General features: G+C 69.1%; 20 protein-coding genes. 6 read left to right on the top strand and 14 right to left on the bottom strand.

From position 1 onward, the window contains the following. Positions 1 to 10: 10 nt before the first annotated feature. The 5 genes from FNH13_RS08810 to FNH13_RS08790 form a co-directional block, all read right to left on the bottom strand. Complete coding sequence (locus FNH13_RS08810; RefSeq protein WP_143783106.1) at positions 11 to 1,018, bottom strand: LacI family DNA-binding transcriptional regulator; 1,008 nt, start codon at positions 1,016 to 1,018, stop codon at positions 11 to 13. A 13-nt stretch (positions 1,019 to 1,031) separates the two neighbouring features. Then, positions 1,032 to 2,444 (bottom strand): GH1 family beta-glucosidase, encoded by a 1,413-nt coding sequence (locus FNH13_RS08805; RefSeq protein WP_143783105.1) that lies wholly within the window; start codon positions 2,442 to 2,444, stop codon positions 1,032 to 1,034. After that, positions 2,441 to 3,340 carry a carbohydrate ABC transporter permease gene (locus FNH13_RS08800; RefSeq protein WP_143783104.1) on the bottom strand — a complete coding sequence of 300 codons (900 nt, stop codon included), beginning with the start codon at positions 3,338 to 3,340 and terminating at the stop codon, positions 2,441 to 2,443. Before FNH13_RS08800 ends, FNH13_RS08805 begins: the two co-directional genes overlap by 4 nt. Then, the gene (locus FNH13_RS08795; protein WP_407669975.1) at positions 3,337 to 4,248 is read right to left on the bottom strand and encodes a carbohydrate ABC transporter permease; all 912 of its coding nucleotides are present in this window, start codon (positions 4,246 to 4,248) and stop codon (positions 3,337 to 3,339) included. Before FNH13_RS08795 ends, FNH13_RS08800 begins: the two co-directional genes overlap by 4 nt. Before the next feature lie 63 nt (positions 4,249 to 4,311). Next, positions 4,312 to 5,619, bottom strand: coding sequence for an ABC transporter substrate-binding protein (locus FNH13_RS08790; protein WP_228266670.1), 1,308 nt, complete (start codon positions 5,617 to 5,619; stop codon positions 4,312 to 4,314). A 157-nt stretch (positions 5,620 to 5,776) separates the two neighbouring features. Between FNH13_RS08790 and FNH13_RS08785 the strand changes: the two genes are divergently transcribed. Beyond that, positions 5,777 to 6,943, top strand: coding sequence for an MFS transporter (locus FNH13_RS08785; RefSeq protein WP_228266669.1), 1,167 nt, complete (start codon positions 5,777 to 5,779; stop codon positions 6,941 to 6,943). Then, positions 6,940 to 7,377 carry a carboxymuconolactone decarboxylase family protein gene (locus FNH13_RS08780; protein WP_143783102.1) on the top strand — a complete coding sequence of 146 codons (438 nt, stop codon included), beginning with the start codon at positions 6,940 to 6,942 and terminating at the stop codon, positions 7,375 to 7,377. Before FNH13_RS08785 ends, FNH13_RS08780 begins: the two co-directional genes overlap by 4 nt. A gap of 42 nt (positions 7,378 to 7,419) precedes the next feature. Here FNH13_RS08780 and FNH13_RS08775 read toward each other — a convergent pair whose 3' ends face one another. Beyond that, positions 7,420 to 9,498, bottom strand: a complete 2,079-nt coding sequence (locus FNH13_RS08775; protein WP_143783101.1) for a DNA gyrase/topoisomerase IV subunit B — start codon at positions 9,496 to 9,498, stop codon at positions 7,420 to 7,422. 224 nt (positions 9,499 to 9,722) lie between these two features. Between FNH13_RS08775 and FNH13_RS08770 the strand changes: the two genes are divergently transcribed. Next, on the top strand, positions 9,723 to 9,953 hold the full coding sequence (locus FNH13_RS08770; protein WP_143783100.1) for a DUF7455 domain-containing protein: 231 nt from the start codon (positions 9,723 to 9,725) through the stop codon (positions 9,951 to 9,953). Positions 9,954 to 10,074: 121 nt separating this feature from the next. Beyond that, positions 10,075 to 10,557, top strand: coding sequence for a DUF456 domain-containing protein (locus FNH13_RS08765; RefSeq protein ID WP_143783099.1), 483 nt, complete (start codon positions 10,075 to 10,077; stop codon positions 10,555 to 10,557). Between the two features lie 39 nt (positions 10,558 to 10,596). Here FNH13_RS08765 and FNH13_RS08760 read toward each other — a convergent pair whose 3' ends face one another. From FNH13_RS08760 to FNH13_RS08730, 7 genes are all read right to left on the bottom strand, one after another. Further along, positions 10,597 to 12,039, bottom strand: coding sequence for an MFS transporter (locus tag FNH13_RS08760; protein WP_143783098.1), 1,443 nt, complete (start codon positions 12,037 to 12,039; stop codon positions 10,597 to 10,599). A 114-nt stretch (positions 12,040 to 12,153) separates the two neighbouring features. Next, positions 12,154 to 14,184, bottom strand: a complete 2,031-nt coding sequence (locus tag FNH13_RS08755; protein WP_228266668.1) for a CocE/NonD family hydrolase — start codon at positions 14,182 to 14,184, stop codon at positions 12,154 to 12,156. 106 nt (positions 14,185 to 14,290) lie between these two features. Beyond that, on the bottom strand, positions 14,291 to 14,743 hold the full coding sequence (locus tag FNH13_RS08750) for a DUF3040 domain-containing protein (protein WP_143783097.1): 453 nt from the start codon (positions 14,741 to 14,743) through the stop codon (positions 14,291 to 14,293). Positions 14,744 to 14,925: 182 nt separating this feature from the next. Beyond that, entirely contained in the window at positions 14,926 to 16,266 is a 1,341-nt protein-coding gene (gene dinB / locus FNH13_RS08745) for a DNA polymerase IV (protein WP_228266667.1), read from the bottom strand. Beyond that, entirely contained in the window at positions 16,233 to 20,258 is a 4,026-nt protein-coding gene (locus FNH13_RS08740; RefSeq protein WP_143783096.1) for a DNA polymerase III subunit alpha, read from the bottom strand. Before FNH13_RS08740 ends, dinB begins: the two co-directional genes overlap by 34 nt. Positions 20,259 to 20,263: 5 nt before the next feature. Next, on the bottom strand, positions 20,264 to 20,686 hold the full coding sequence (locus FNH13_RS08735) for an SAV_6107 family HEPN domain-containing protein (RefSeq protein ID WP_143783095.1): 423 nt from the start codon (positions 20,684 to 20,686) through the stop codon (positions 20,264 to 20,266). A gap of 147 nt (positions 20,687 to 20,833) precedes the next feature. Next, positions 20,834 to 21,226, bottom strand: coding sequence for a DUF6504 family protein (locus tag FNH13_RS08730; RefSeq protein ID WP_143783094.1), 393 nt, complete (start codon positions 21,224 to 21,226; stop codon positions 20,834 to 20,836). Between the two features lie 194 nt (positions 21,227 to 21,420). Between FNH13_RS08730 and FNH13_RS08725 the strand changes: the two genes are divergently transcribed. Both FNH13_RS08725 and FNH13_RS08720 read left to right on the top strand, forming a co-directional pair. Then, positions 21,421 to 22,512 carry a polyprenyl synthetase family protein gene (locus FNH13_RS08725; protein WP_143783093.1) on the top strand — a complete coding sequence of 364 codons (1,092 nt, stop codon included), beginning with the start codon at positions 21,421 to 21,423 and terminating at the stop codon, positions 22,510 to 22,512. 128 nt (positions 22,513 to 22,640) lie between these two features. After that, positions 22,641 to 23,042 carry a Rid family detoxifying hydrolase gene (locus tag FNH13_RS08720; RefSeq protein WP_143783092.1) on the top strand — a complete coding sequence of 134 codons (402 nt, stop codon included), beginning with the start codon at positions 22,641 to 22,643 and terminating at the stop codon, positions 23,040 to 23,042. A gap of 42 nt (positions 23,043 to 23,084) precedes the next feature. Here FNH13_RS08720 and FNH13_RS08715 read toward each other — a convergent pair whose 3' ends face one another. After that, on the bottom strand, positions 23,085 to 23,477 hold the full coding sequence (locus tag FNH13_RS08715; RefSeq protein ID WP_228266666.1) for an Rv2175c family DNA-binding protein: 393 nt from the start codon (positions 23,475 to 23,477) through the stop codon (positions 23,085 to 23,087). Between the last annotated feature and the right edge of the window lie 11 nt (positions 23,478 to 23,488).

The raw sequence follows: 23,488 nt of genomic DNA, 5'->3' as shown, positions 1-23,488 counted from the left end.
GGTCCACCCCTCAGGCCGACTCGCGCACGACGAGGGCGGTGGGCAAGATGGCCGGCTCGACCTCATCACCATCCATGACGCGCAGCAACAGATCCACTGCGCGGGAAGCCATCTCGGCGATGGGGTTCACCACGGTGGTCAGCGCCGGGCGACTCATGGTGGCGGCCGTGGAGTCGTCATAGCCCACGACTGCGACATCCTCGGGGACGCGTCGCCCGGCCACGGCAAGTTCCCCGATCGCAGCAACGGCCATCTGGTCCGAGGCGACAAAGATCCCGTCCAGGTCCGGGCACCGCTCGAGCAGGCGCCGGGTCGCCTGGGCTCCCCCGGCTGCCGCAAAGTCGCCGATCTCCACCAGGTCGGTGCTCAGACCGGCCTCGACGAGCACCCGCTGCCAGCCGTCCAAACGGTCCTGCCCGGCGCTCATGTCCAATGGTCCGGTCACCGTGCCGATGCGGCGGCAGCCTCGCTCCACCAAGTGGCGGGCAGCGAGTGCAGCACCCGCTGCATTGTCGACGTCGACATAGGGCACCCGGGCTTCCTCGGCATACGGCCGCCCCAGGAAGACCGACGGCAGCTGGGTCTCGGCGAGGACCCGCCACAGGTTGTCGTTCTGGTGATGGCTGACCACGATGGCACCGTCGGTGTGACCACCGCGCAGGTAGCGCTCCATCCGGTGGTCGCCGTCATCGGGTTTGCCCATGACGAGCACCACCTGCATGGGGAGGTCACCGACCGCCCGCGTCACGCCGCGCAGCGTGCCGGAGAAGAACGGGTCGCTGAACACCCGCTCGTCCGACTCCGGCACCACGACGGCGATCGAGTCGGCGGCGCGGGTGACCAGCCGCCGGGCGGCCCGGTTCGGCCGGTAGCCGAGCTGGGCGACCGCCGCGTGGACCGCCAGGCGGGCAGCCTCGCGCACCCGGGGGTCGGCGTTGATGACACGCGAGGCCGTCGCCCGGGAGACGCCGGCTCGGGCGGCGACGTCCTCCAGCGTGGGCGCGTTACCGGTGGCCATGGCGGAACTCCTCTCAGTCGATCCGGTTCGATCCTGCCACCGCGGCATACCAGCGGGCGCTCGCCTTCGGCACCCGCGTCAACGTGTCGTAGTCCACGCGCACGACACCGAAGCGCTTGTCGTAGCCGTAGGCCCACTCGAAGTTGTCCAGCAGGGACCACAGGAAGTAGCCCTGGACCTGGGCTCCCTGCTCGATCGCGTCATGGACGGCACCGAGGTGGGTGCGCACATAGTCGAGGCGCTCGTCGTCCTGGACAAAGCCCTGGTCATCCGGCACGTCGTCGTAGGCCGCACCGTTCTCGGTCACATAGAGCTGCACCCCGGCCGGCCCGGTGTAGTCCTGCTGCAGGCGCAGCAGCAGCTCGGTCAGGCCCTGCGGGCGCACCTCCCACCCCATGCCGGTGTGCGGCACATCCTGCGGGACATACTCCACGTGCTCCGAGCCCACGTTGGCGGTCAGCTGCCCCGCAGCGCGGGCCCGGTCGGCGGCGGCGTTGGCCTCCTCCGGCAGGACGCCACGGACCGTGCTGCCGCTGTAGTAGTTGACCCCGAGCACATCCATCGGGGCACTGATCAGGTCCAGGTCCCCGTCGACCACCAGGTCGTCGGGCCACAGGGATCGCTGGTCCTCCAGGATGTCGGGGCTGTAGGCGCCGCGAAAGAGCGGGTCGAGGAAGTAGCGGTTGCTCATCCCGTCGATGCGCCGGGCCGCGTCACGGTCCCCCGCATCCTCCGGGTCGGCGGGGGTGATGTTGGCAAAGTTCAAGGTGATGCCCAGGCTCAGGTCGGCGTCGCGGGCCCGCAGCTCGTGCATCGCCAGGCCGTGCCCCAGCAGCAGGTGGTGGGCGGCGCGCAGGGCAGCGACGGGATCGGTGACTCCCGGTGCATGGCGGCCCTCGGCATACCCCAGGAAGGCGCTGCACCAGGGCTCGTTGAGGGTGGTCCAGAACCGGATCCGGTCCCCCAGCGCGTCGTGGACGGCTCCGGCATACTCGGCAAAGCGGTATGCCGTGTCCCGGCTGGGCCAGCCACCCTCGTCCTGCAGCGCCTGGGGAAGATCCCAGTGGTAGAGCGTCAGCCAGGGCACGACACCGCGAGCGAGCAGCTCGTCGGTGAGCCGGCGATAGAAGTCCAGACCGGCCTGGTTGACGGTCCGCCCGTCCGGCATGACGCGCGCCATGGAGACGGAGAACCGGTAGGCACCCAGGTTGAGCTTCTCCATCAGGGCGACGTCCTCGGCATACCGGTGGTAGTGGTCGCAGGCCACGTCACCGTTGTGTCCCTCGTGCACCATGCCGGGGGTGCGTGCGTAGGTGTCCCAGATGCAGGCACCGCGCCCGTCCTCCCAGGCCGCGCCCTCGACCTGGTAGGCGGCGGTGGCCGATCCCCAGAGGAAGCCGGTGGGGAAGGTCAGTGGTGTGGTCATTGTTTGACGGCTCCTTGCATGATGCCGGAGACCAGTTGGCGCCCGGCAAAGATGAACAGGATCAGCAGCGGCACGGTTGCCAGGAGGGCACCGGCCAGGACGAGTGAGTAGTCCACGAAGTGGGCGGCCTGCAGCTGCTGCAGGGCGACGGGCAGGGTGGGGTTCTGCGGACCGAGGACGATGAACGGCCAGAAGAAGTTGGTCCAGGTGGCCACGAAGGTGAACAGTCCGAGCATCGCTGCGGCAGGCCGCGCGGCGACCAGGCCCACGTGCCAGAAGGTGCGGATCATGTTGCACCCGTCGACGCGCGCAGCCTCGATCAGCTCGTCCGGGACGGCCGAGGAGAGGTACTGCGTCATCCAGAACACGCCGAAGGCGGTCACCAGGCCCGGCACGATCACCGCCACCAGCTCACCGGTCCAGCCCAGCTTGGCCATCACCTGATAGAGCGGGACGACACCGAGCTGCGTGGGCACCGCCATGGTGGCGATGACGAAGACCAGCAACGGTCCGCGCCCGCGGAAACGCAGCTTGGCGAACGCGTAGCCGGCCAGGGTGGCGAAGATGACCACCGAGGCGGACACCACCGTGGAGACCACGATCGAGTTCCAGGTCGCCTTCCAGAAGTCGACCGTGTCGATGACCGTCGCCGCGTTCTTCACGAAGTTGCCGCCGGGCACCAGCGGGAACGGGTCCCGGGCGAGCACCGTGGAGTCGTGGCTGGCGATGAGGAAGGACCACCACAGGGGAAAGAGCCCTCCGAGGACGACAGCAGCCAGCAGCCCGTAGACGAGCTTGCCCGGGCGGTCGCTGTAGGACCGGCCACTGGAGCGTCGGCCGGGTTCGGGCTGCTCGGCAAGCAGCGGCTCCCCTGGGACTGGGGTGATGGTGCTCATCGTTTCACCTCCGCGGTGGAGATCAGTCGGGTGATGAGGTAGTTGATCAGGCCGATGGCGACGATGATCAGGAAGAGCAGCACGGCGATGGCCGAGGCCCGACCGAAGTTGGCGCGGGTCCAGCCCTGCTCGTAGAGCAGGATGGTCAGGGTCTGCCACTGGCCGTCGGCGCCGCCGCGGCCGTACTGGTCATAGAGGCGGACCTCGTCGAAGATCTGCAGTCCACCGATGGTGCTGGTGATGACGATGAAGATGATCGTGGGGCGCAGCATTGGCACGGTGACCGCGAAGAACTGGCGGATCTTGCCCGCCCCGTCGATCGAGGCCTGCTCATAGAGGTCCTTGGGAATGGCCTGCATGGCAGCCAGGAAGATCAGGGCGTTGTAGCCGGTCCAGCGGAAGTTGACCATGGTCGCGATCGCGACGTGACTGGGCAGTCGCTGGGAGTGCCAGCCGATGGGGTCGATCCCGACCAGGCCCAGCATGCTGTTGATCAGACCAAACTTGTCAGCGAAGAGGTTGGAGAAGATCAGGGACACGGCCACGGGGGCCACGACATACGGCAGGAGGACTCCCATCCGCCAGAACGTCTTGGCCCGCAGGTTGGCGTCGAGCAGGGCGGCGATCGTCAGGGCGGCGATGACCTGGGGCACCGAGGAGAGCACAAAGATGCTGAAGGTGTTGACCAGAGCGTTCCAGAAGTCGCGCCCGCCGAGGACATCGGTGAAGTTCTTGGTCCCGACGAACTCGCCCTGGCCCATGATCAGGTCCCAGTCGTGGACCGCGACCCACCCGGTGTAGACCAGCGGGAAGAGGCCGGTGACGAAGAACAGGATGAAGAACGGGGAGATGTAGAGGTAGGGACTGAGCTTCAGGTCCCACCGGCTGAGCCGGCCCCCGAAGCCGATGCGCTTCGGGGGCGGCTCAGCGTGCTCCGTCGGGGGTCGGAGCGTGGATGTGGTGCTCACGGCTCAGCCCAGCGCCTCCACGTCGGCGACGAACTTGTCCCAAGAGCTCTGGGGGTCGTCGGTGCCGTCCACGTCGACGCGGGTGAGCGCGTCCTGCAGGGCGGTGTTGATGGAGAAGTAGTCCGGCCCCTTGAAGGGCTGGAAGGTGACGGCGTTGGCCCGGTCGACGAAGATCTGACCGGTCGGGGCGTCGTTGAAGAAGGCGTTGGTGGACTGCAGCAGCGTCTCAGACTCCAGGGCCTCGACCTGGCTGGGGAAGGTCCCCTTGGCCTCGAAGGCCTTGATCTGCTGCTCCGGCGCAGTGAGCCAGTTGGCCAGCGCCTTGGCCTCCTCGACGTGGTCACCCTGGGCGGGAACGGTCAGGTAGGAACCGCCCCAGTTGCCGCCGCCACCGGGGAAGACATTGGCGACGTCCCAGCCCTCGATGCCCTCGGCGTTGCCCTCGACGATGCCCAGCATCCAGCCCGGGCAGAGCATGGTGGCGAAGGAGGACTGCTGGAAACCGTTGGACCAGTCCGGGCTCCACTGGCCGAGTCCGGCGGACAGTTCGTCGTCCACGGCGGCGGCGAGCACCTGGTCGTAGAGCGCCTTGACCTCAGGGTTGGTGGTGGCGATGATCTCGCCGCTCTCGTCCTGATAGGCGACCTCGACCTGGTTGATCATGCCCTGCCAGGTGGCATTGGCCGAGTCGAACCAGGCCGCGTCGGAGGAGGCGACGAAGTCCTTGCCCACGTCGAAGTAGTGCTGCCAGTCACCCTCGAGGAGGGTGGCCACCTCCTCGCGGTCCGTCGGCAGGCCGGCCTCCTCGAACAGGTCGGCGCGGTAGCAGATGGCCTGCGGGCCGTTGTCGGTGCCGTAGCCGATGAGCTGGCCGTCATCGGTGGTGGCGGCGTCGGCCTTCCAGTCCTGCCAGCGTCCCTCGACGCTGGAGTCAGCCAGGTCCTCGAACTTGTCGGGATACTGCATGAACTCCACGAGCCAGTCGATCTCGATGGCCTCGATGTCGGCTGCCCCGGAGTCGGCTCCCAGGCTGTTGCGCAGGGCGTCGCGCGCGTTGTCGGCGGTGTCCGCCTTGACGTGCTCGACGGTGATGTTGTCGTGGAGGGACTCGTACTCGTCGAGGAGGTCCTCGTAACCGAACTCGTTGAACGTCGCGACGGTGAGCGTGATCTGCTCACCGCCATCGGCGTTGCCCGAGGTGCTGTCGTCGCCGTTGCTGCCCTCGTCGTCTCCTCCGCCGCAGGCGGCGAGAGTGAAGGTCATCGCGGTCATCGCGACCGCCGCGGTGATCGTTCGCCGGGTGGTGTGCACTGTGTAACTCCCTTGTCACATGGCGGGATCTGCCGCCGGTCAGTGGTGTCGGAACACTTGTGAGAGCGCTCTCACAAGAGAGTGACGCACACAGCCACCACTTGTCAAGGGTCCACACCAAACACGCCGCTCGACGCACCGCGTAGGGTCCGCTGATGTGACCACCTCCGTCTGGCAGGTCCCGGGGATGCGGACCCTGCTGACCATGACCCTGCTTGGCTTCGCCGGGTATGCCGCGCTGCTGCCGGTTGCCCCGCTGTGGGCCGTGCACGGGGGGGCCGACGAGGCCGGCGCCGGCCTCGTCAACGGCATCTTCATGCTGGTCACTGTCCTGACCCAGCTCGTCGTGCCGGCGGCGCTGCGACGTTTCGGTTGGGGCGCGGTCATGGCCACCGGCATGCTCGCGCTCGGAGTGCCCAGCCTGCTGCACCTGCTCAGCGACGACCTGGGCATCACCCTTGGGCTGTCCGCGCTGCGGGGCACCGGTTTCGGGGTATTGACCGTGACGGGCAGCGCGGTGGTCGCCGACCTGGTGCCCGCCGCCCAGCGTGGCCGGGCGGTCGGTGTCTACGGCCTCGCGATCGCCTCGACCCAGGTGGGACTCCTGCCCGCGGCTCCGTGGCTCGCCGAGAACATCGGGTTCGGCGTGGTCTTCGCACTGGGTGCCGTCCCGGTCCTCGGCGCGCCCGCGGCGCTCGCCCTCGGCCGGGTGGTGCACTCCCGACCGGCACCGGAGGAGCAGGGCGGTCGGGCACCCTACGGACAACTGATCCGGCCGATGCTGCTCTTGCTGGCGGTGACCCTGGCCGGTGGCGCCCTCATCACGTTCACCGCGCAGATGAGCAGCAGCACCACCCTCACGGTCATCGGCCTGGCGCTGTTCTCCTCGACGGCGGCTCTGGCCCGATGGCGGATGGGAGCCCTGGCGGACCGGTCCGGGCCGGAGCGTTTCGTCTGGCCGCTGGTGGTGCTCAGCGCCGTGGGGATGGTGTTGATCGCCTGGGCCGTGGGCGACCCCTCCGCAACCGTGGCCGCGACCCTCCTAGTCGGTATGGCGGTGGTGGGGGTGTCCTATGGCGGCCTGCAGAACCTGACGATGCTGATCACCTTCGCAGCGGTCACTCGTCGCCACTACAGCCAGGCGAGTGCCGTGTGGAATATCGGCTTCGACGCCGGCACGGGGCTCGGCTCGGTGCTGGTGGGGCTGGTCGCCGCCGGCACCTCGTTCGGCACCGCGATGATGGTCGTGGCCGGGACCTGTCTGGCGACCCTGCCGCTGGCTCTGGTGCGCGGTCGACCACGGGCGGCAGGTGCGCGACGATGACCATCGTGAACCTCAGCAAGCAGCACCCCGAGCTCTATCAGGACGTCGTCGCACTGAACAAGAACGCCGACCAAGCACTCATCCGGGCAGGCCTCGACCCGCTCCTCGGTGAGCTGGTGAAGATCCGCGTCTCTCAACTCAACGGGTGCGCGTTCTGCCTCCGGATGCATGTCCGGGACGCGACCGCCCGGGGTGAGACGGCCGACCGCCTAGCCGTCGTCGCCGCCTGGTGGGAGTCGCAGTACTTCACCGAGCAGGAGCAGGCCGCTCTGGCCCTGGCGGAGGACGTGACCCGTCTGCCGGTCCCCGAGCCGCGCGGGTGGGACAACGGCTCGCTGAACGAGGAGCAGGTCTCCGCGATCAGCTGGTTGGCGATCGTCATGAACACCTGGAACCGCCTGGCGATCCGCAGCCACTATCCCGTGGCACCCTGACGTGGGCGCGCGGCTGGACTCGCCTGGGCGCCGGACCTGGTGTCAGGCGTCGATGCGGTCGCGGTCCAGCTCGTCGGACCTGGAGATGATGAAGTCCTTGCGCGGAGCGACGTCCGAGCCCATCAGCAGGTCAAACACCAGCTCTGCCCCCGCCGCGTCGTCGAGGGTGACCCTGCGCAGGGTGCGGTAGCGCGGGTCCATCGTGGTCTCGGCCAGCTGGTCGGCGTCCATCTCGCCCAGGCCCTTGTAGCGCTGCATCGGCTGCTTGATGGTGCGGCCCTGCTTGGTCAGCGCGGCGACCTTCTTGCGCATTTCCTGCTCGGAGTAGGTGTAGATCATCTCCTTGGGACGGCGCCCTGAGGCACTGACCTCGATGCGGTGCAACGGTGGCATCGCCGCGAAGACCCGGCCCGCCGCGACTAGGGGCCGCATGTAGCGGAAGAACAGCGTCAGCAGCAGGGTGCGGATGTGGGCGCCATCGACATCCGCGTCGGTCATGATGATGACCTTGCCGTAGCGCGCCATGTCCACGTCGAAGGTGCGCCCAGAGCCTGCCCCGATGACCTGGATGATCGCGCCGCACTCGGCGTTGTTGAGCATGTCTGAGACCGAGGCCTTCTGGACGTTGAGGATCTTGCCCCGGATCGGCAGCAGCGCCTGGTAGTCGGAGGTGCGCGCCAGCTTGGCGGTGCCCAGGGCGCTGTCCCCCTCGACGATGAACAGCTCGGTCTTGTCGTGGTCGGTGGAGCGGCAGTCCGCCAGCTTGGCCGGCAGGGTCGAGGACTCGAGCGCGTTCTTGCGCCGCTGCGTCTCCTTGTGCATGCGTGCGGAGATTCGAGACTTCATCTCGGCGACGACCTTTTCCAGCAACTGGCTGGCCTGGGCCTTCTGGTCCCGCTTGGTCGAGGTGAGGATGCCTGTCAGTTCCTTCTCCATGACCCTCGAGACGATCGCCCGGACGGCGCTGGTGCCCAGCACCTCCTTGGTCTGGCCCTCGAACTGTGGCTCGGCGAGACGCACCGTGACCACCGCCGTCAGCCCGGCCAGGATGTCGTCCTTCTCCACCTTGTCGTTGCCGACCTTGAGCCGTCGGGAGTTGCTCTCGAGCTGCTTCTTGAAGACCTTGAGCACGGACTGCTCGAAGCCCGCGACGTGGGTGCCGCCCTTGGGTGTGGCGATGATGTTGACAAAACTGCGGGTGGTCGTCTCGTAGCCGGTCCCCCAGCGGACCGCGACGTCGACCTCGCACTCTCGCTCCACCTCCTTGGGGCTCATGTGCCCCTTGGAGTCCAGGACCGGCACGGTCTCGGTGAACGTGCCGCTGCCCTGCAGGCGCCAGGTGTCGGTGACCGGCGGGTCTGCTGCCAGGAAGTCGACGAACTCGGTGATGCCCCCGTCATACGAGAAGGTCTCCTCGCTGGGCTCCTCCCCCCGCTCGTCCCGGATCACCATCGTCAGGCCCGGCACCAGGAAGGCGGTCTGGCGGGCCCGCGAGACCAGCTCGTCGTAGGAGAACTGGGCGGACTTGAGGAAGATCTGCGGGTCGGACCAGTAGCGGATGCGGGTGCCGCTCACGCCGCGCTTGAGGCGGCCCTTGGTGCGCAGCACCGAGGTCTTCTCGAAGGGCTCGAAGGGCGCATCCGGGCTGGGCTCACCCTTGTCGGTGAAGACGCCAGGCTCCCCGCGTCGAAAACTCATCAGGTGCGTCTTGCCACCCCGGTCCACCTCGACGTCCAGTCGTGACGAGAGCGCGTTGACCACCGAGGCTCCCACTCCGTGCAAGCCTCCTGAGGCGGTGTAGGAGCCGCCCCCGAACTTGCCCCCGGCGTGCAACTTGGTGAAGACCACCTCGACACCGGTCAGACCGGTGCGTGGCTCGACGTCGATGGGGATGCCGCGTCCGTTGTCGCGCACCTCGACGGACCCGTCGGGCAGCAGGATCACCTCGATCCGGTCACCGAAGGTGCCGAGCGCCTCGTCCACGGAGTTGTCGATGATCTCCCACAGACAGTGCATCAGACCGCGGGAGTCGGTCGAGCCGACATACATGCCGGGGCGCTTGCGGACAGCCTCCAGGCCCTCGAGGACCTGCAGGTGCCTGGCCGAGTAGTCCTGCGCCACGGGTGGGTCTCCTTCTGCTGTGGAACGTGCACCAGCAGGCTAACCCCGCACGCCGACACGGCCGACCAGGCGCGGCGGGGCCGCTCCGGACAGGTGCGTCCGTCGTTGTGCCGAGAGCGAAAATGCCGCGGTGGGCGGCGTTTGGCCCTCTGTGGAACAGCAGGACGTGCTTGACTGTTATGCACAGTGAGAGATAGGCGTTGCGACCAGAGAGGGAGATCGACGTGAACACCACCCTTGCACCTGAACTGACGGTGGCGGACCGCTGCGATCGCTGCGGTGCGCAGGCCTACGTCCGTGTCACGCTCGGGGAGGGCCTTGAGCTCCTCTTCTGCGCTCACCACGGGCGCAAGTACGAAGAGAAGCTGAAGGACCTGGACGACGTGAAGATCCAGGACGAGTCCCACCGACTGCACGAGACCGCCGGCACCCCGGAGCCGATGGGCGCGGGATGAACTGACGGCATACCGTCCATGTGCGGGCCGACCCGCACACCTGACACACTGACGACCGGTGGCCCTCGGGCCACCGGTCGTTTGTCATCCCCAGGCGACCCGTCGAGCGTCGAGGACCCGCATGTCAGCTGTTGAGTGGATCGTCATCCCCGTCTTCCTGGTGGGGCTCCTCGGGATCGTGATCCCGGTGCTCCCAGGGCTGCTGCTCATCGTCGCCGCGGTCCTGGTCTGGGCACTGGAGCAGCAGACCCCAGCGGCGTGGTGGGTGCTCGCGCTGACCGGCGCGCTGTTCGCCGCGTGCCTGGTGCTCGAGTTCGCGATCCCCGGCAAGCGGATGAAGGCTGCCGGGGTCAAGACCTCCACCCTGGTCGTCGGTGTCCTGGTGGCGATTCCGTGCGCCTTCCTGATTCCCGTCGTGGGCGCCTTCATCGGGTTCCCGCTGGGCATCTTCCTGGTCGAGCTGTCCCGACGCGGTGGCCGCGCTCAGGCCTGGGGCGCCACCAAGCACGCCCTCAAGGCGGTTGGCATGAACATGCTGATCGAGTTCGTGACGGCCATGCTGATCATCGGCCTGTGGGTGGCCGCCGTGATCTTCTGGACCTGACTTTCCCCCGGGCGTGCGGCCTGGGCCGCGACTGACGAGCTACTCGTCGAGGTCTTCCCCGGCCATCTCGGGCAGGAAGAGTGCCGACACCATCGCCAGCAGGAACGTACCGCCGAGCACCGCAAACACCAGCCCGAGTCCCCCGCTTCGGAACAGCACGGGCACGAGCAGGGGCGCCACGATCGAGGCGATCCGGCCGAACGCCGCCGCCCAGCCCGCGCCTGTCGCGCGGATCTGCGTCGGATAGACCTCGGGAGTCACGGCATACAGAGCCCCCCAGGCACCCAGGTTGAACATCGACAGCGCACACCCGGTGACCAGGATCATCGTGTCGGACTCCGCCTGACCAAACATCACCGCCGAGACAGCCGACCCGGCGAGGAAGGTCGCCAGGGTGGCGCGCCTCCCCCAGGTCTCGATGAGCACCGCCGCCAGGGCGTAGCCGGGCAGCTGGGCGATGGTGATGATGAGGGTGAACTGGAAGGACTTCACCAGCGTGAAGCCACCGTCGTGCAGCAGGGACGGGATCCAGATGAAGGCGCCGTAGTAGGCGAAGTTGACGCCAAACCAGGTCAGCCAGAGGGCAGCGGTGCGCCGGCGCAGGAGAGGGCCGAACAGGTGGCTCAGCCCCGGGGCCGGCAGCTGCTCAGCCGTGGTGCCAGCTGGTGCCGCCTGAGACTCCTGGGACGGCTGAGACGCCTGAGACGCCTGAGACGCCTGGGCGACGGTCGCTCCGGTCGCCGGCTCGGTCTCGAGCACGGATGGTGACGCGACGCCGGCCGAGGCCTCGAAGTCACGGACGATCGCTTCTGCCTCGGCGTCGCGCCCCTTGGTCTCCAGGAACCGGACCGACTCGGGCAGGCCCCGGCGGATGACGATGGCATAGAGGGCCGGGACCAGGCCGAGCGCGAAGGCCCAGCGCCAGCCGTCGTCGGACAGCGGGATGATGAAGTAGGCGATCAGTGCGGCCAGCAGCCACCCGACGGCCCAGAACGCCTCAAGGATGACGACGACCCGGCCGCGGATCTTGGCGGGCGCGAACTCGCTGACCAGTGTGGAGGCCACCGGCAGCTCAGCCCCCAGCCCCAGGCCGACGACGAAGCGCAGCGCCAGCAGGACGGCCAGGCTGCCCGCGAGCGCCGAGGCCCCGGTGGCCACGCCGTAGACCAGCAGGGTGAGCGCGAAGACGGAGCGGCGGCCGATCTTGTCAGCGAGCAGACCACCGAGCGAGGCACCGAGGGCCATGCCGACGAACCCGATGGACCCAAGCCAGCTCTGCTCGGTCTGGGTCAGCTGCCACTGTGCGGCCAGGGCTGCCATGACGAAGGAGATCAGCCCGACGTCCATGGCATCCAGGGCCCAGCCGATGCCGGATCCGGTCAAGAGCCGGCCGTGCTTGCGGGTGAACGGGAGCCGGTCAAGGCGCTCCGGGCGGGTCAACGAGGTCTCGGATTCGGATGCCGACTGCGGCCGTGCGGTCATTCGAGCAGTCAAGCGCAGGTTGAGTCAGATCGTGGAGCATTGGTGCCGAAGTGTGGTGGGACTCACGCCCGAATTGTGGTGGGGCTCACGCCGACCGGTCGGACAGCAGCGCTGTCACGCTGACGTCCTGGGCACCAGATCACGATAGGTGCGCTCGAAGACCATCTCCTCCACGCCCTCTCGTTCGGCCGTCGCGCGCACCGTGTTCTCCACGATGAACGTGTCGGCGTCACAGGTGATCACCGATCGGGTCTCCACTTCGGCGACCCACCCGTCATTCGCCAGTCGCACCTGCCAGTGAGACTCGGTGCGCGGAGAGGTCGGGGCCCCTTCGCGCACCTGACACACCTCCCGGGCGGACTCCAGGACCTGCAGCCCGTCGGGGTAGCCGCGGGTGTCTCCGTATCCGGGGTCCACCTCCACCGTGGTCTCTCCGAGTGCCACGTCGTGGCGGACGACGCGAGGCGGGACGGGGTCCCCCGCGTCATCGGGGGCGGTGATCGTGATGGGTCTGGCATGGACGGCGGGACCGAACTCGACGGAGACAGCGTCGGGCGCCGCCAGCGGCAGCACCGCCGAGCTCGCGGCCAGGTCGACCTCGAGGGTGTCCTCAACGGAGTGCGGCCACACCCAGGGCCAGTAGTGATTACTCAGGGCGATCCTGATCCGGTGGCCCGGTGGGAACCGGTAGCCGACGGCCACGAGGGGCACCTCGACGTCGACGTCCTCCTGCGGCACCAGGGGTGCGACCGAGTCCATTCCATTGCGCTTCAGCAGGTTGAGGACCCCACGGGTCACCAGGGTCGACGAGCCGTCGGGTGCGACGTCGCACAGGCGGACGATCACGTGCCCCCTGTCGTGTGTGGAGTTCAGCCGCAACCTGACGACGGCCCGTCCGAGCAGGTCGAGCGGCTCGTCGTGGACCGGGATGTCGATGCACACTGATCGGCCGTCTTCGGCCCGCTGGTCCGGGGGCAGGTCCGCCGCGTTGCCGAATGGGAAGTAGCGGCCAGCGTCCTGCCCCGTGGCCCAGGGCGAGCACACCTGGACCCGGTCGGTGCCGAGCGACATCTGCCGGGCGGGAGCCGACCCGGGCCATGGCACCCCGACCCACCGCCCAGGCTGCTCCTCGACATACGGAGCGGGCGCCACCGGGTCGTTGACCCAGGCCCGCAGCGCGGGGTCGTCCTCCACCCCTGTGTCGATGTCCTTGAGCCAGCGGTCCCACCAGCGCAACGTCTCCCCCAGGAAGTCGATCCCCGGGCCGGGAGCCAGGCCACGATCGGGGTACTGGTGCGACCAGGGTCCGATGATCCCCTTCACTGGCGACCCGAGGTTCTCCAGCAACCGCAGCACGGCACCTCGATAGGGGTCGGCCCAGCCGCCGACCGCCAGGACGGCCGCCCGGATACCTGCGTAGTTCTCACAGACGCTGCCACGGCGCCAGTAGTCGTCCCGTTCCTGGTGTCCCAGCCACACCGGCGCGAGCGGGCGTTGCCTCTCCAGGCGTTCGTGCCAACGGTCCACCCAACCGGAGCCGACGACCTCCGGCCGCGGCGGTCGGGACGCAAACGCCAACATGGTTCCCGCCCAGGACGCCATGTCGACCGCCAGGACCGCCCCACCCATGTAGTGGACATCGTTGTCATAGCGATCGTCCGTCGAGCAGACGGTGACGATCGCCTTGAGAGCCTCCGGCGCACGCTCGGCAATCTGCAGGGCGTTGAACCCGCCCCAGGAGATGCCGAATATCCCGACGGCGCCGGTGGACCACGGCTGAGCGGCGAGCCACTCGACGACGGCGACCCCGTCGTCGAGCTCGGCCACGGAGTACTCGTCCTCGAACAGTCCGTCAGAACTGCCACTGCCGCGTATGTCGACACGCACCGAGGCGTAACCGTGCGCCGCGTAGTAGGGGTGCCGCTCGGAGTCCCGCACCGACGTCCAGTCATCCAGGCGGTAGGGCAGGTACTCCAGGAGCACCGGCACAGGGTCTCGCCCGGCGCTACTGGGCAGCCAGGCACGGGCTCGCAGCCGCACGCCGTCTGCCATCGGGATCCAGAACTCCCGCACCTCGACCGCAGAGGGGTCGAGATCCACCTGCCTGGTCAGCGTGCCACCTCCGAACTTGTCGTTCTGACGCACGATACGTGTGGCGGTGACCAGCCTGAGGGTCCCCCTCCAGAAAGCACGGCACGCCCCACGACGCGGTGCATCGTGGGGCGTGCCGTAAGCCGAGTGAGGGTTTGGTCTAGAAGGGGCCGTCTTCGCGGCGCTTGTCCCAGCGCTCCTCGAAGCGGTCCATCAGTCCGGTGTTCCGGTGGCCGGTGTTCTTGCCACCGGTGGTCTTGCCGCCGGTGGTCTTGCCGCTCTTGCCCCCGGCCTTGGCGTGAAGGGTGACATTGCCCTTGGCGTCGACGGTGCCAAGGGTGGCGCCCTTGGTCCGCGGAGAGGTCATGGCCCAGACGCCGCCAAAGACCATCGCGGCGAAACCGAGGCCGCCGATCCAGATCTGGTGCAGGGTGACTGCGAGCAGGACCATGGCCAGACCGGCGATCGCGATGAGTAGGCCGAGCGCCGCACGGCGCCGCCTGGCGCGGGCCTCGCTCTTGCCGACCAAGGACGTGGCGAAGCGCGGATCCTCGGCGTAGAGCGCCTGCTCCATCTGCTCGAGAACTCGCTGCTCGTGCTCGGAGAGCGGCACGGTGACCTCCCTGACGGTCGACTTCTGTCCGCCACGGTGGAGTGACGGCGGTGACGTCGGCGCCGTGCTGACGACGACGTCCCTTCTTCTAGGATAGGCCCGGAACCGCTCCAGCGGTAGCCGGGGCTCTACCCTCAAGACGCTCCACGAGTCAAAAAGGTTTCCTGACCGGGCTGTGGCGCTCACCGCACCCCGCTGACCTCGGTGGATCCACCGCGTGGAGACCAGGCCGCCGCGCCCCACCGTCTCGCCGAGTCCCCCGGTGCCCGTTCGGTCCGAGGCGCTCGACCCTCGACGTCGCGGCGTGCCTCGTCCCGGACGACCAGGCTGGCCGGGCGCACGATCCCGCTGCCAAACCGCTGCGCCGCACGGTCCATCGCCCGCTCGGCGTCCCGCCACCCGTGCTCGGGCTCGTCCAGCCGACCCTGCACCGGGGTGTGCTCGGCCTCGGTGAGTCCCTCGAGCCGGACCCCGAGCAACCGAATCCGGGCCCGTTGGAGTCCGAGTGCGGCATACAACGCGGTGGCCGTGGCGAAGATGTCGCGGGTGACGTCGGTGCTCTCTCGCATGGTGCGCGACCGGGTGATGGTGGTGAAGTCGGAGAACCGGACGGTCAGCACCACGGTGCGGGCCAGCAGCCCGGAGTGGCGCATCCGGGTGGCGCTGCGGTCACTGAGCCGCAACAACTGCCGTCTCAGGACGGCGGGGTCGTCGACGTCCTGGTGGAAGGTCTCCGAGGAGCCGACACTGCGCTCGGTCCGGACCGGGGTGACCCGCCCCGCATCACGCCCCCAGGCCAGGTCGCGCAGCTGGACGGCACCGTTGTGCCCCATCGCCCGAGTCAGCGTGGCCATCGGAAGGTGCGCGATGTCAGCCACCGTGCGCAACCCGAGCCGGTGCAGCGCGGCCTCGGTGCTCTGCCCCACTCCCCACAGCGCGCTGACCGGCAGCGGGTGCAGGAAGTCCACCACCTTGTGCGGCGGCACCATGAGCATCCCGTCGGGCTTGGCCGCGCGGGAGGCCATCTTGGCCACCACCTTGGTCGGGGCCCCGCCGACCGAGCAGGTGATCTGCTGCTCGTCGGCGATCGTGTCGCGGATCCACTGCCCGATCTGGGCAGGACCACCCAGACGCCGTCGCGCGGCGGAGACGTCCAGAAAGGCCTCCTCCATCGAGACCGGCTCCACCAGGTGGGTGACCTCGCGGAAGACGGCCATCACCGCGGAGGAGATCGCGCTGTAGCGGTCGTAGTCGGGCCGGACGATCTCGGCCTGCGGGCACAGCCGCCGCGCCCGGGCCATCGGGATGCCGGACCGGATGCCGTAGGCACGGGCCTCGTAGGTCGCCGACAGCACGACGCTGCGCATCCCACCACCGATGACGACCGGCTTGCCGACCAGCTCGGGCCGGTCGATCAGGGACGCTGCGGCATAGAAGGCGTCCATGTCGACGTGCAGGATCGTGCACCCGCGGTCATCCACCACCTCGCTCACCACCCCGCGCTGCCTGGGCTGGAGTGCCACAGCTTGCTGCCCGGGCCGGCCGGCTTGGTGTCGGCATAGGGCGACTGCTTGAACCCGGAGGCGTGCAGCAGCACTCGGCGGCCCTGCTGCTGGTCCGCCCGGCGCGCGTCCTCCTCTGCCTGCTCCGCCCCGGCCACGGCATCGTGCTCGGCAGAGTCCATCAGCTCACGCACTGCCTCGATGCCGCCGGTGTCGAAGGCACGACCCAGCGCGGTCATCTCCCAGGCACCGGTGGCACGCACCGAGATGCCCCGCGGACCGGTCCGCCGGGTGATGCCGCGCACCACCAGCAGGAAGGAGTGGAAGACGGTCTCGGCGAATGGTCCCTGCACGTCTTCGAAGAAGGTGGCGTCACTGGGGCCGGTGCCGTCCTCCAGGGTGAGGAAGACGACCCGTCGCCCCGAGCGGATCGGAGGTGTCTGGGTGGCGACCTTTGCTCCGGCGATCAGCACCTCGCTGCGGCTGCGTTGGGTCAGCAGCTGGTTGGCCGGGACCACCCCGAGCGCCTGCAGCATCGGCTGGAAGGTGGTGGTCACGTGAGAGCTGACGTCCATGCCGAGCACCTCCAGCTCAGCCAGCATCTGCTCCTGGGGTGTCATCTCCGGCAACCCGCTGCCAGAGCGCAGCACCGGCTCATCGCCGAGGTCAAGGGTCAGCTGGGTCGGATCTGCCTGCCGGGGGTGCCAGCTCCGGCGTCCCCTGGCCTGGGCACCGGTGCGGGCCGCGATCTCACCTGCCCCCTCCCCCGGCCTTGATGACCCTGATGACGCCGATGATCCTGATGACGCCGATGACGCCGATGATCCAGGCAGCACAGGCGCGACCTGTCGTGCCCGCGAGCGTCCCCGGGACACCGTGGGGCGGCTCCACCGGTCCAGTTCGGCCACGTGCAGGAGCAGGTCCCGCCGGGTCGGTCCCTGCCGCACAGTGCTGGACCGGGCCGTCCCCACCCGGTGCAGCTCGTCGAACCCTCCGGCCAGCACCAGCCGCTCCACGACCGGACGGCTGGTGCGGGCCCGTTGCCAGAGGTCACCGAGCGAGTGGTAGGGCTGACCGGCGATGATCCGGGCGACCTCGTCGTTGCTGATGCCCTTGACCTCGGCGAGCGAGAGCCGGACGCCATAACGCGAGGCCCGCTGCTCCACCTGTGCCATGTGCGCGTCGACGATGTCTCCGCGTCCAGCCCGAGGCGGTCGCCTTGGCCTCTCGCTGGCAGAGGACCACTCGTCGGTGACCCGTTCGACTCGATAGTTCTCCCCCGAGGCGTTGACGTCCAGCCCGAGGACGTGCACGCCCATGGCGCGGGCCTCCTCCAGGATCAACCGTTTGGGATACATCCCGGGGTCGTGGGTCAGCACCCCGGCCAGGAAGGCCGCGGTGTGGTGCGTCTTGAGCCACGCGGAGTGGAAGGTCGGCACCGCGAAGGCCGCCGCGTGCGCCTTGCAGAACCCGAACGAGGCGAAGGCCGCCAACACGTCCCAGATCGTGTCGATGTCCTGCGCTGAGTAGCCCCGGGCTGCTGCTGCGGGGCGCCACCAGGACTCGACCTCGGCCTGCCCCTGTGGGGTGCCCAGTGCCCGGCGGACCTCGTCGGCCTGCGCGAGGGTGACGCCGGTGGTCTCGGCGACCAGGTGCAGCACCTGCTCGTGGAAGACGACGACCCCGCCGGTCTCCTCCAGATAGGGAATCAGCGAGGGGTGCAGGTAGTGCGGCTCGTCCCACCCCTGCCGTGCGTTGAGGAAGGGCCGCACCATGTCGGACTTCACCGGCCCGGGCCGGAACAGTGAGATGTCGATGATGATGTCGCCGAAGGTCTCGGGGCCGAATTTGCCGATGAGCTCGCGCTGCCCCGGCGACTCGATCTGGAAGCAGCCCAGGGTGCGCGTCGACTGGATCAGCGAGAACGTCTTGATGTCGTCGTAGGGCACCTGCTGCTGGTCATCCAGGTCGATGTGCACCCCGTCGACCCGTTCCACCTCGGCGACCGCGTGAGCCATCGCCGACTGCATGCGGATGCCGAGCACATCGAGCTTGAGCAGCCCCAGGTCCTCGACATCGTCCTTGTCGAACTGGCTCATCGGGAAGCCCAGCCAGCTCGCCTCCACGGGCGTGCGGTCCAGCAGTGCGGTGTTGGACAGGATCACCCCGCACGGGTGCAGCGCGATGTGCCGCGGCAGCCCGTCCAGGCTCTCGACCATCTCGAACATCATCTGCATCCGCGGGGCGTCGAACCCGTGCCTGCGCAGCTCGGGAAGGTCGCGGATGGCAGCGCGGGCGTCCTTGGCCCGGATGTGCGGGAACGCCTTGGCGATCACGTCGATCTCCCCCGGCGGCAGGCCCATCGTGGCGGCGACGTCGCGGATCGCGTGCCGCACCCGGTAGGTCTCCATCATCGACACGCAGGTCACCCGCTCGGAGCCGAACCGCTCGAGGATCTGCTCATAGATCTCGGTGCGGCGGGCGGACTCCACGTCGATGTCGATGTCCGGCAGCTCAGCACGCAACGGGGAGCAGAACCGCTCCATCAGCAGGTCGTGCCGGATCGGGTCAACACCGCTGATGCCGAGCAGATAGTTCACCAGGCTGCCGGCCCCCGACCCGCGCGCGGCCACCCGCACGCCCATCTCGCGGATCAGGTCGCACACCGTGGAGACGGTCAGGAAGTAGGTCGGGTAGCCCAGACCCGCGATGACCCGCAGCTCCTCATCAAGCCGGTCGTGCACCCGCGTGAGGTATGCCGACGGGTGTCCTGCGTAGCGGTCGGTGATCGCCGCGCGGACGCGTTCGGTGAGGACCTGTTGGGCCTCCCCGGTGCCGCTGACCCCGACCACCTCAGGCTCGGGCAGATGGACGTCCCCGATGCCCAGGTCGCTGCGCGGGCTCTGCACGCACTCTCGCGCCAGCGCGTCGGTGGCCGCCAACAGGTCGGCCGCCCGGACCGACGGGCCGACCGCGTCGGCGACCCGCTCTGCGATCGCACGCATCGCTCCCGTGCCGGCCAGGTGGCCGGCGGTGCTGACCCGGTCCAGGTGCCGCTCGTCGAGGGCGACCATGCGGCGGGCCGCGTCGAGGATGTCCACGACCCGCGCCTGCTCCGCGGTGGCGTGCCGCACTGCGGCGGTCAGCACCGCGGGCAGGCCAGCTTCCAGGGCCAGCGACCACAACCGGGCAGCGTGTTGCAGGCTGGCCGGGCTGTCCTCTGGGCCGCCGTGGCACACGACCTCGATCGCCAGTGCCCCGGCCGGCAACGACTGCTGCCACCGGTGCAGCAGCTCACGGGCCAGTCCGACCCTGCGGCGCAGCAGGGCCCGGCCCACGTCGGAGTCGGGTCCGAGCAGCACCACCACCGGGCTGACAGCCTCCTCCCGCTCGCCGACCGGCGCCGCGGCGCGGGCCAGCAGCCCGCGGTGGGTCCGAGGGCTGCCACGCTCCCCTGCCAAGTGGGTGTGGGTGATGAGGCGACAGAGCCGGGACCAACCCAGGCCGGGCTCCAGACCGGCCGCCTGTCCCCGGGCCAGCACGGTCACCCGCGGGTGCTGGTCATCCACCAGGGCACCCCCCTTGACCGGCTGGGCGCGGGTGGGGCGGGTCACGCCCGACCCACCCGACCTGCTGAGTCCGGTGAACCCGTCGGCTCCGGTGGCACGGCCATCGCCAGCCGCCTCCGCTCCGTTCCACCGGATCCCGGCGGTTTGGACTCGGCCATCCAACGGCCGGTCCGGGAAGCGGGCTCCCCGACCGTCGGGCGACCCGGCACCGGGCCCGGCCGCAGGCTCGACGACAGCCAGGTCAACACCCAGGACCGCAGAGATCTCCGCCCGGGCACACGCCTGCACGAACCGGACCGCCCCGTAGGCACCGTCCCGGTCGGTCAGCGCGAGCATCGACTGTCCCTCCTGGACGGCACGCTCCACCAACGCCTCGGGTGTCGAGGCGCCGTAACGCATCGAGTGGCTCGAAGCGACGTGCAGGTGCACAAACTCTTGTGTCATGGAGGTCACCAGGGTGTGGTCGGAGCCAGCTCACCGGGCAGCGGCTCGGCAAACGGCAGGTGCAGCGCGCCGCGGACCAGCTCAAGGAAGGTCTCGCACTGGCGCACCAGGTCATCGGCCTCCCGCGGGCTGACCATGCCGGAGCCACGCTCCAGCGCCAGCCGCCGGCGACCGCTCGAGGCAAAGAACGTCGCCCACTCGCTGAGCTCCGGCGCCAGTCGCGGCAGCACCTCCCACACGCTGCGGGGACGGGATCGGCCCGTGGTGACGGTGCGGGCCGCGATCAGTGCAGCGGCCGCCCGCAGCGCAGCCAGGTGCGCCTCGGTGTAGCGCTGAGCCGTGCTCTGGCTCTGGCAGGCCTGGACCAGCCCCGCCCGGGACCGGTCGAGCAGATCCAGCACGGTGCTCGCTGACGATGCGAGCGGCATCTCGGACACCGCCCCCTGGGACACCGCTTCCTGGGAAACCGCTCCCTGGGACGCCACACCCCGGGCCCTCCCGCCCCGGGACCTCACACTCTGGGACCTCACACTCTGGGACCTCGTGCCTTCGGTCACTGTGGTCATCGCTCCTCCTCAGTCGGCGACGCGCACCAGGCGCCACCGGTCGTCCTTGGTCAGGTCATAGATCCCGGTCTGCATCAGTCGTCCCGCGCTGGCCTCCACCCGCCAGACCTCACGCTCCAACTCCGGAAACCGCTCACGGGCCTCGTCCCGGTGGCCGTCTGCGTCCTCGCCCAGAGCGGCAGAGTCCTCCTGCCCCGACGGGTCCTCTCCCGAGGGCGCGCGCCACCAAGACAACCGCTGGGTCCAGTGATCCAGCACGGATTGCACGACGTGCAACCGCCCACGCCAGATAAACGCGGTGGGCGCAGCGCTCGCGTCGACCCCGGCGGGAAGCACCGGCAACCGTCCGATCTGCAGTCCACCGACCCGCACCTCAACCGGGTCTGCATAACGTCGGCTCATCGCACCTCCAGAAAGCTCGTTGCACTGTCGGACCGGACTGGTTGACTGCTCCTCGATGGCCCTCTCAAGACCACCCAGAGCGACATCTCCACCCGGCATATCGCATCTTTGTTCGATAGAACGAATGTACGACATGCCACCGACAGTCCTCAACCCCTGAGCCCCTCGCGATGCCGACGCCGTAGGCTCATCCCGTGCCCACTCCCCATCCCATCGATGTGCCGCGTCTGCGCGAGCGCGTGCAGGAGGCGCTCGACGCGGACCTCGTCCACCAGCGTCAGATCCTGACTGAGCTGGGCCCCCAGGTCACCCGTCTCATCGACGAGGTGGCCGCGCTGCTCAGCGGCGGCAAGCGGCTGCGCGCGGCCTTCCTCTACTGGGGCTATCGCGCACTGGGTGGCGCCGACTCCCCCGAACTGATCCGCGCCGCGAGCTCGATGGAGCTGTTCCAGGCTGCCGCCCTGCTGCACGACGACGTCATGGACGACTCCGACCTGCGGCGGGGTCGACCCACCGCACACCGCACCTTTGCCGCCGACCACCAACAGCAGTCCTGGTCCGGGGAGTCCGACCGCTTCGGCCACGCCGCCGCGATCCTGGCCGGCAACCTCTGCCTCACCTGGTGCGACAGCGCCTTTGCGACCTCGGGGTTGCCAGCAGGTGAGATCGCTGCTGCCAGAGATGAATTCGACACCATGCGCACCCAGCTGATGGGCGGTCAATATCTCGACGTCCTGGACGCCGCCCAGGGCTGGGAAGACCTGGACTACACCGAGCGTCTCGCCCGTTGCCGCACCGTGATCCGTTACAAGAGTGGGAAATACAGCGTCGAGCAGCCTCTCCTGATCGGTGCACACGCTGCGGGAGCGGGGGCGGACACGCTTGCCGGCCTGTCGGCATACGGTCTGGCTCTCGGCGAGGCGTTCCAGATCCGCGACGACGTCCTGGGGGTCTATGGCGACCCGGAGACCACCGGCAAGCCGGCCGGCGACGACCTGCGCGAGGGCAAGCGGACCGTGCTGATCGCCCACGCTCTCGGACTGGGCAGCGAGCAGGACGGCAACACCCTGCTGGACCTGCTGGGTCGGCCAGATCTGAGCGACGAGCAGGTGGCTGTATGCCGTGACCTCCTCGAGCGCGTCGGTGCCGTCAGCGCGACCGAGACGATGATCGCGCAGGCTGCCGACGCCGCCCGCAACGCCCTGTCCCAGACTCCCGGACTGACCGAGGAGGGCCGCGCTGCCCTGGCCGACCTCGTGGAGATCAGCACCGCCCGCGCGACCTGACGACGCCCTCGGCACGAGGCCGGCTGCGGGTCGGCGGCACTGGGGGTGCTGGGGCGGCGGAGGGCCACGCAGGACCCTAAGGGTGTGCCGTCTACCCTCGGGAGCACCTTCGACGAAAGGTGGACCCCGTGGGCCACACCCCCATCTCAGCGGCCGATGCCCCGCAACCCATCGGACCGTACTCGGTCGCGGCTCGGGACGAGGCGTCCGGCCTGCTCTTCCTGTCCGGGCAGACCCCGATCGATCCGGCGACGGGCGCCCTCGTTGACGGCGACGTGGCTGCCCAGACACGACGGGTCTTCGCCAACCTCGAACGGGTGCTCTCCGCCGCGAACGCCACCTTCGCTGACGTCATCAAGGTGAACGTCTATCTGACGTCGATGGCGGACTTCGCCGACCTCAACGAGGTCTATGCCACGATCTTCACGGCTCCCTACCCGGCACGCACCACGGTGGCCGTGGCGGAGCTGCCGCTGGGTGCGCGGATCGAGATCGAGCTCGTGGCCCGGACCGGTGACTCCTCACGCTGAGCCCGGACAACCGCGCTGCGCTGGGTCCTGACCGGCTGAGGACTAGAGCGCCATCTCCTGCGCGCGGCGGCGCACCTCGGTCTTGCTGCCGGCCCGCAGCGACTCGATGGCGCTGCCACCGGGCAGGGTGTCATCGGCCTCGTGGAGCCAGGCGATGATCTCCTCATCGCGATAGCCGCCGTCGCTCAGCACCGTGACCGTCCCGCGCAGCGCGAAGAGCGGACCCTCCTCGGTGAGGAAGGAGGCGGGCACATAGAGCGCCTTGTTGGGGCCACGGCGGACACCAATGAGCTCGCGCTCCTGCAGCCAGGTCTTCACCTGCGCCAGGGAGGCGCCGGTCAACTCCATGATGTCCGGCACGGCCAGCCAGTTCGTCAGGTCGTCAGGGTTTGTCTCCGGGGTGGAACCGGAGGTTTCACTGCTCACATTCACCACGGCGTCAGTGT

The sequence above is a fragment of the Ornithinimicrobium ciconiae genome (assembly GCF_007197575.1).
In the GTDB taxonomy this organism is placed as follows: domain Bacteria; phylum Actinomycetota; class Actinomycetes; order Actinomycetales; family Dermatophilaceae; genus Ornithinicoccus; species Ornithinicoccus ciconiae.
This window is presented reverse-complemented; position numbering and strand designations above follow the sequence as displayed.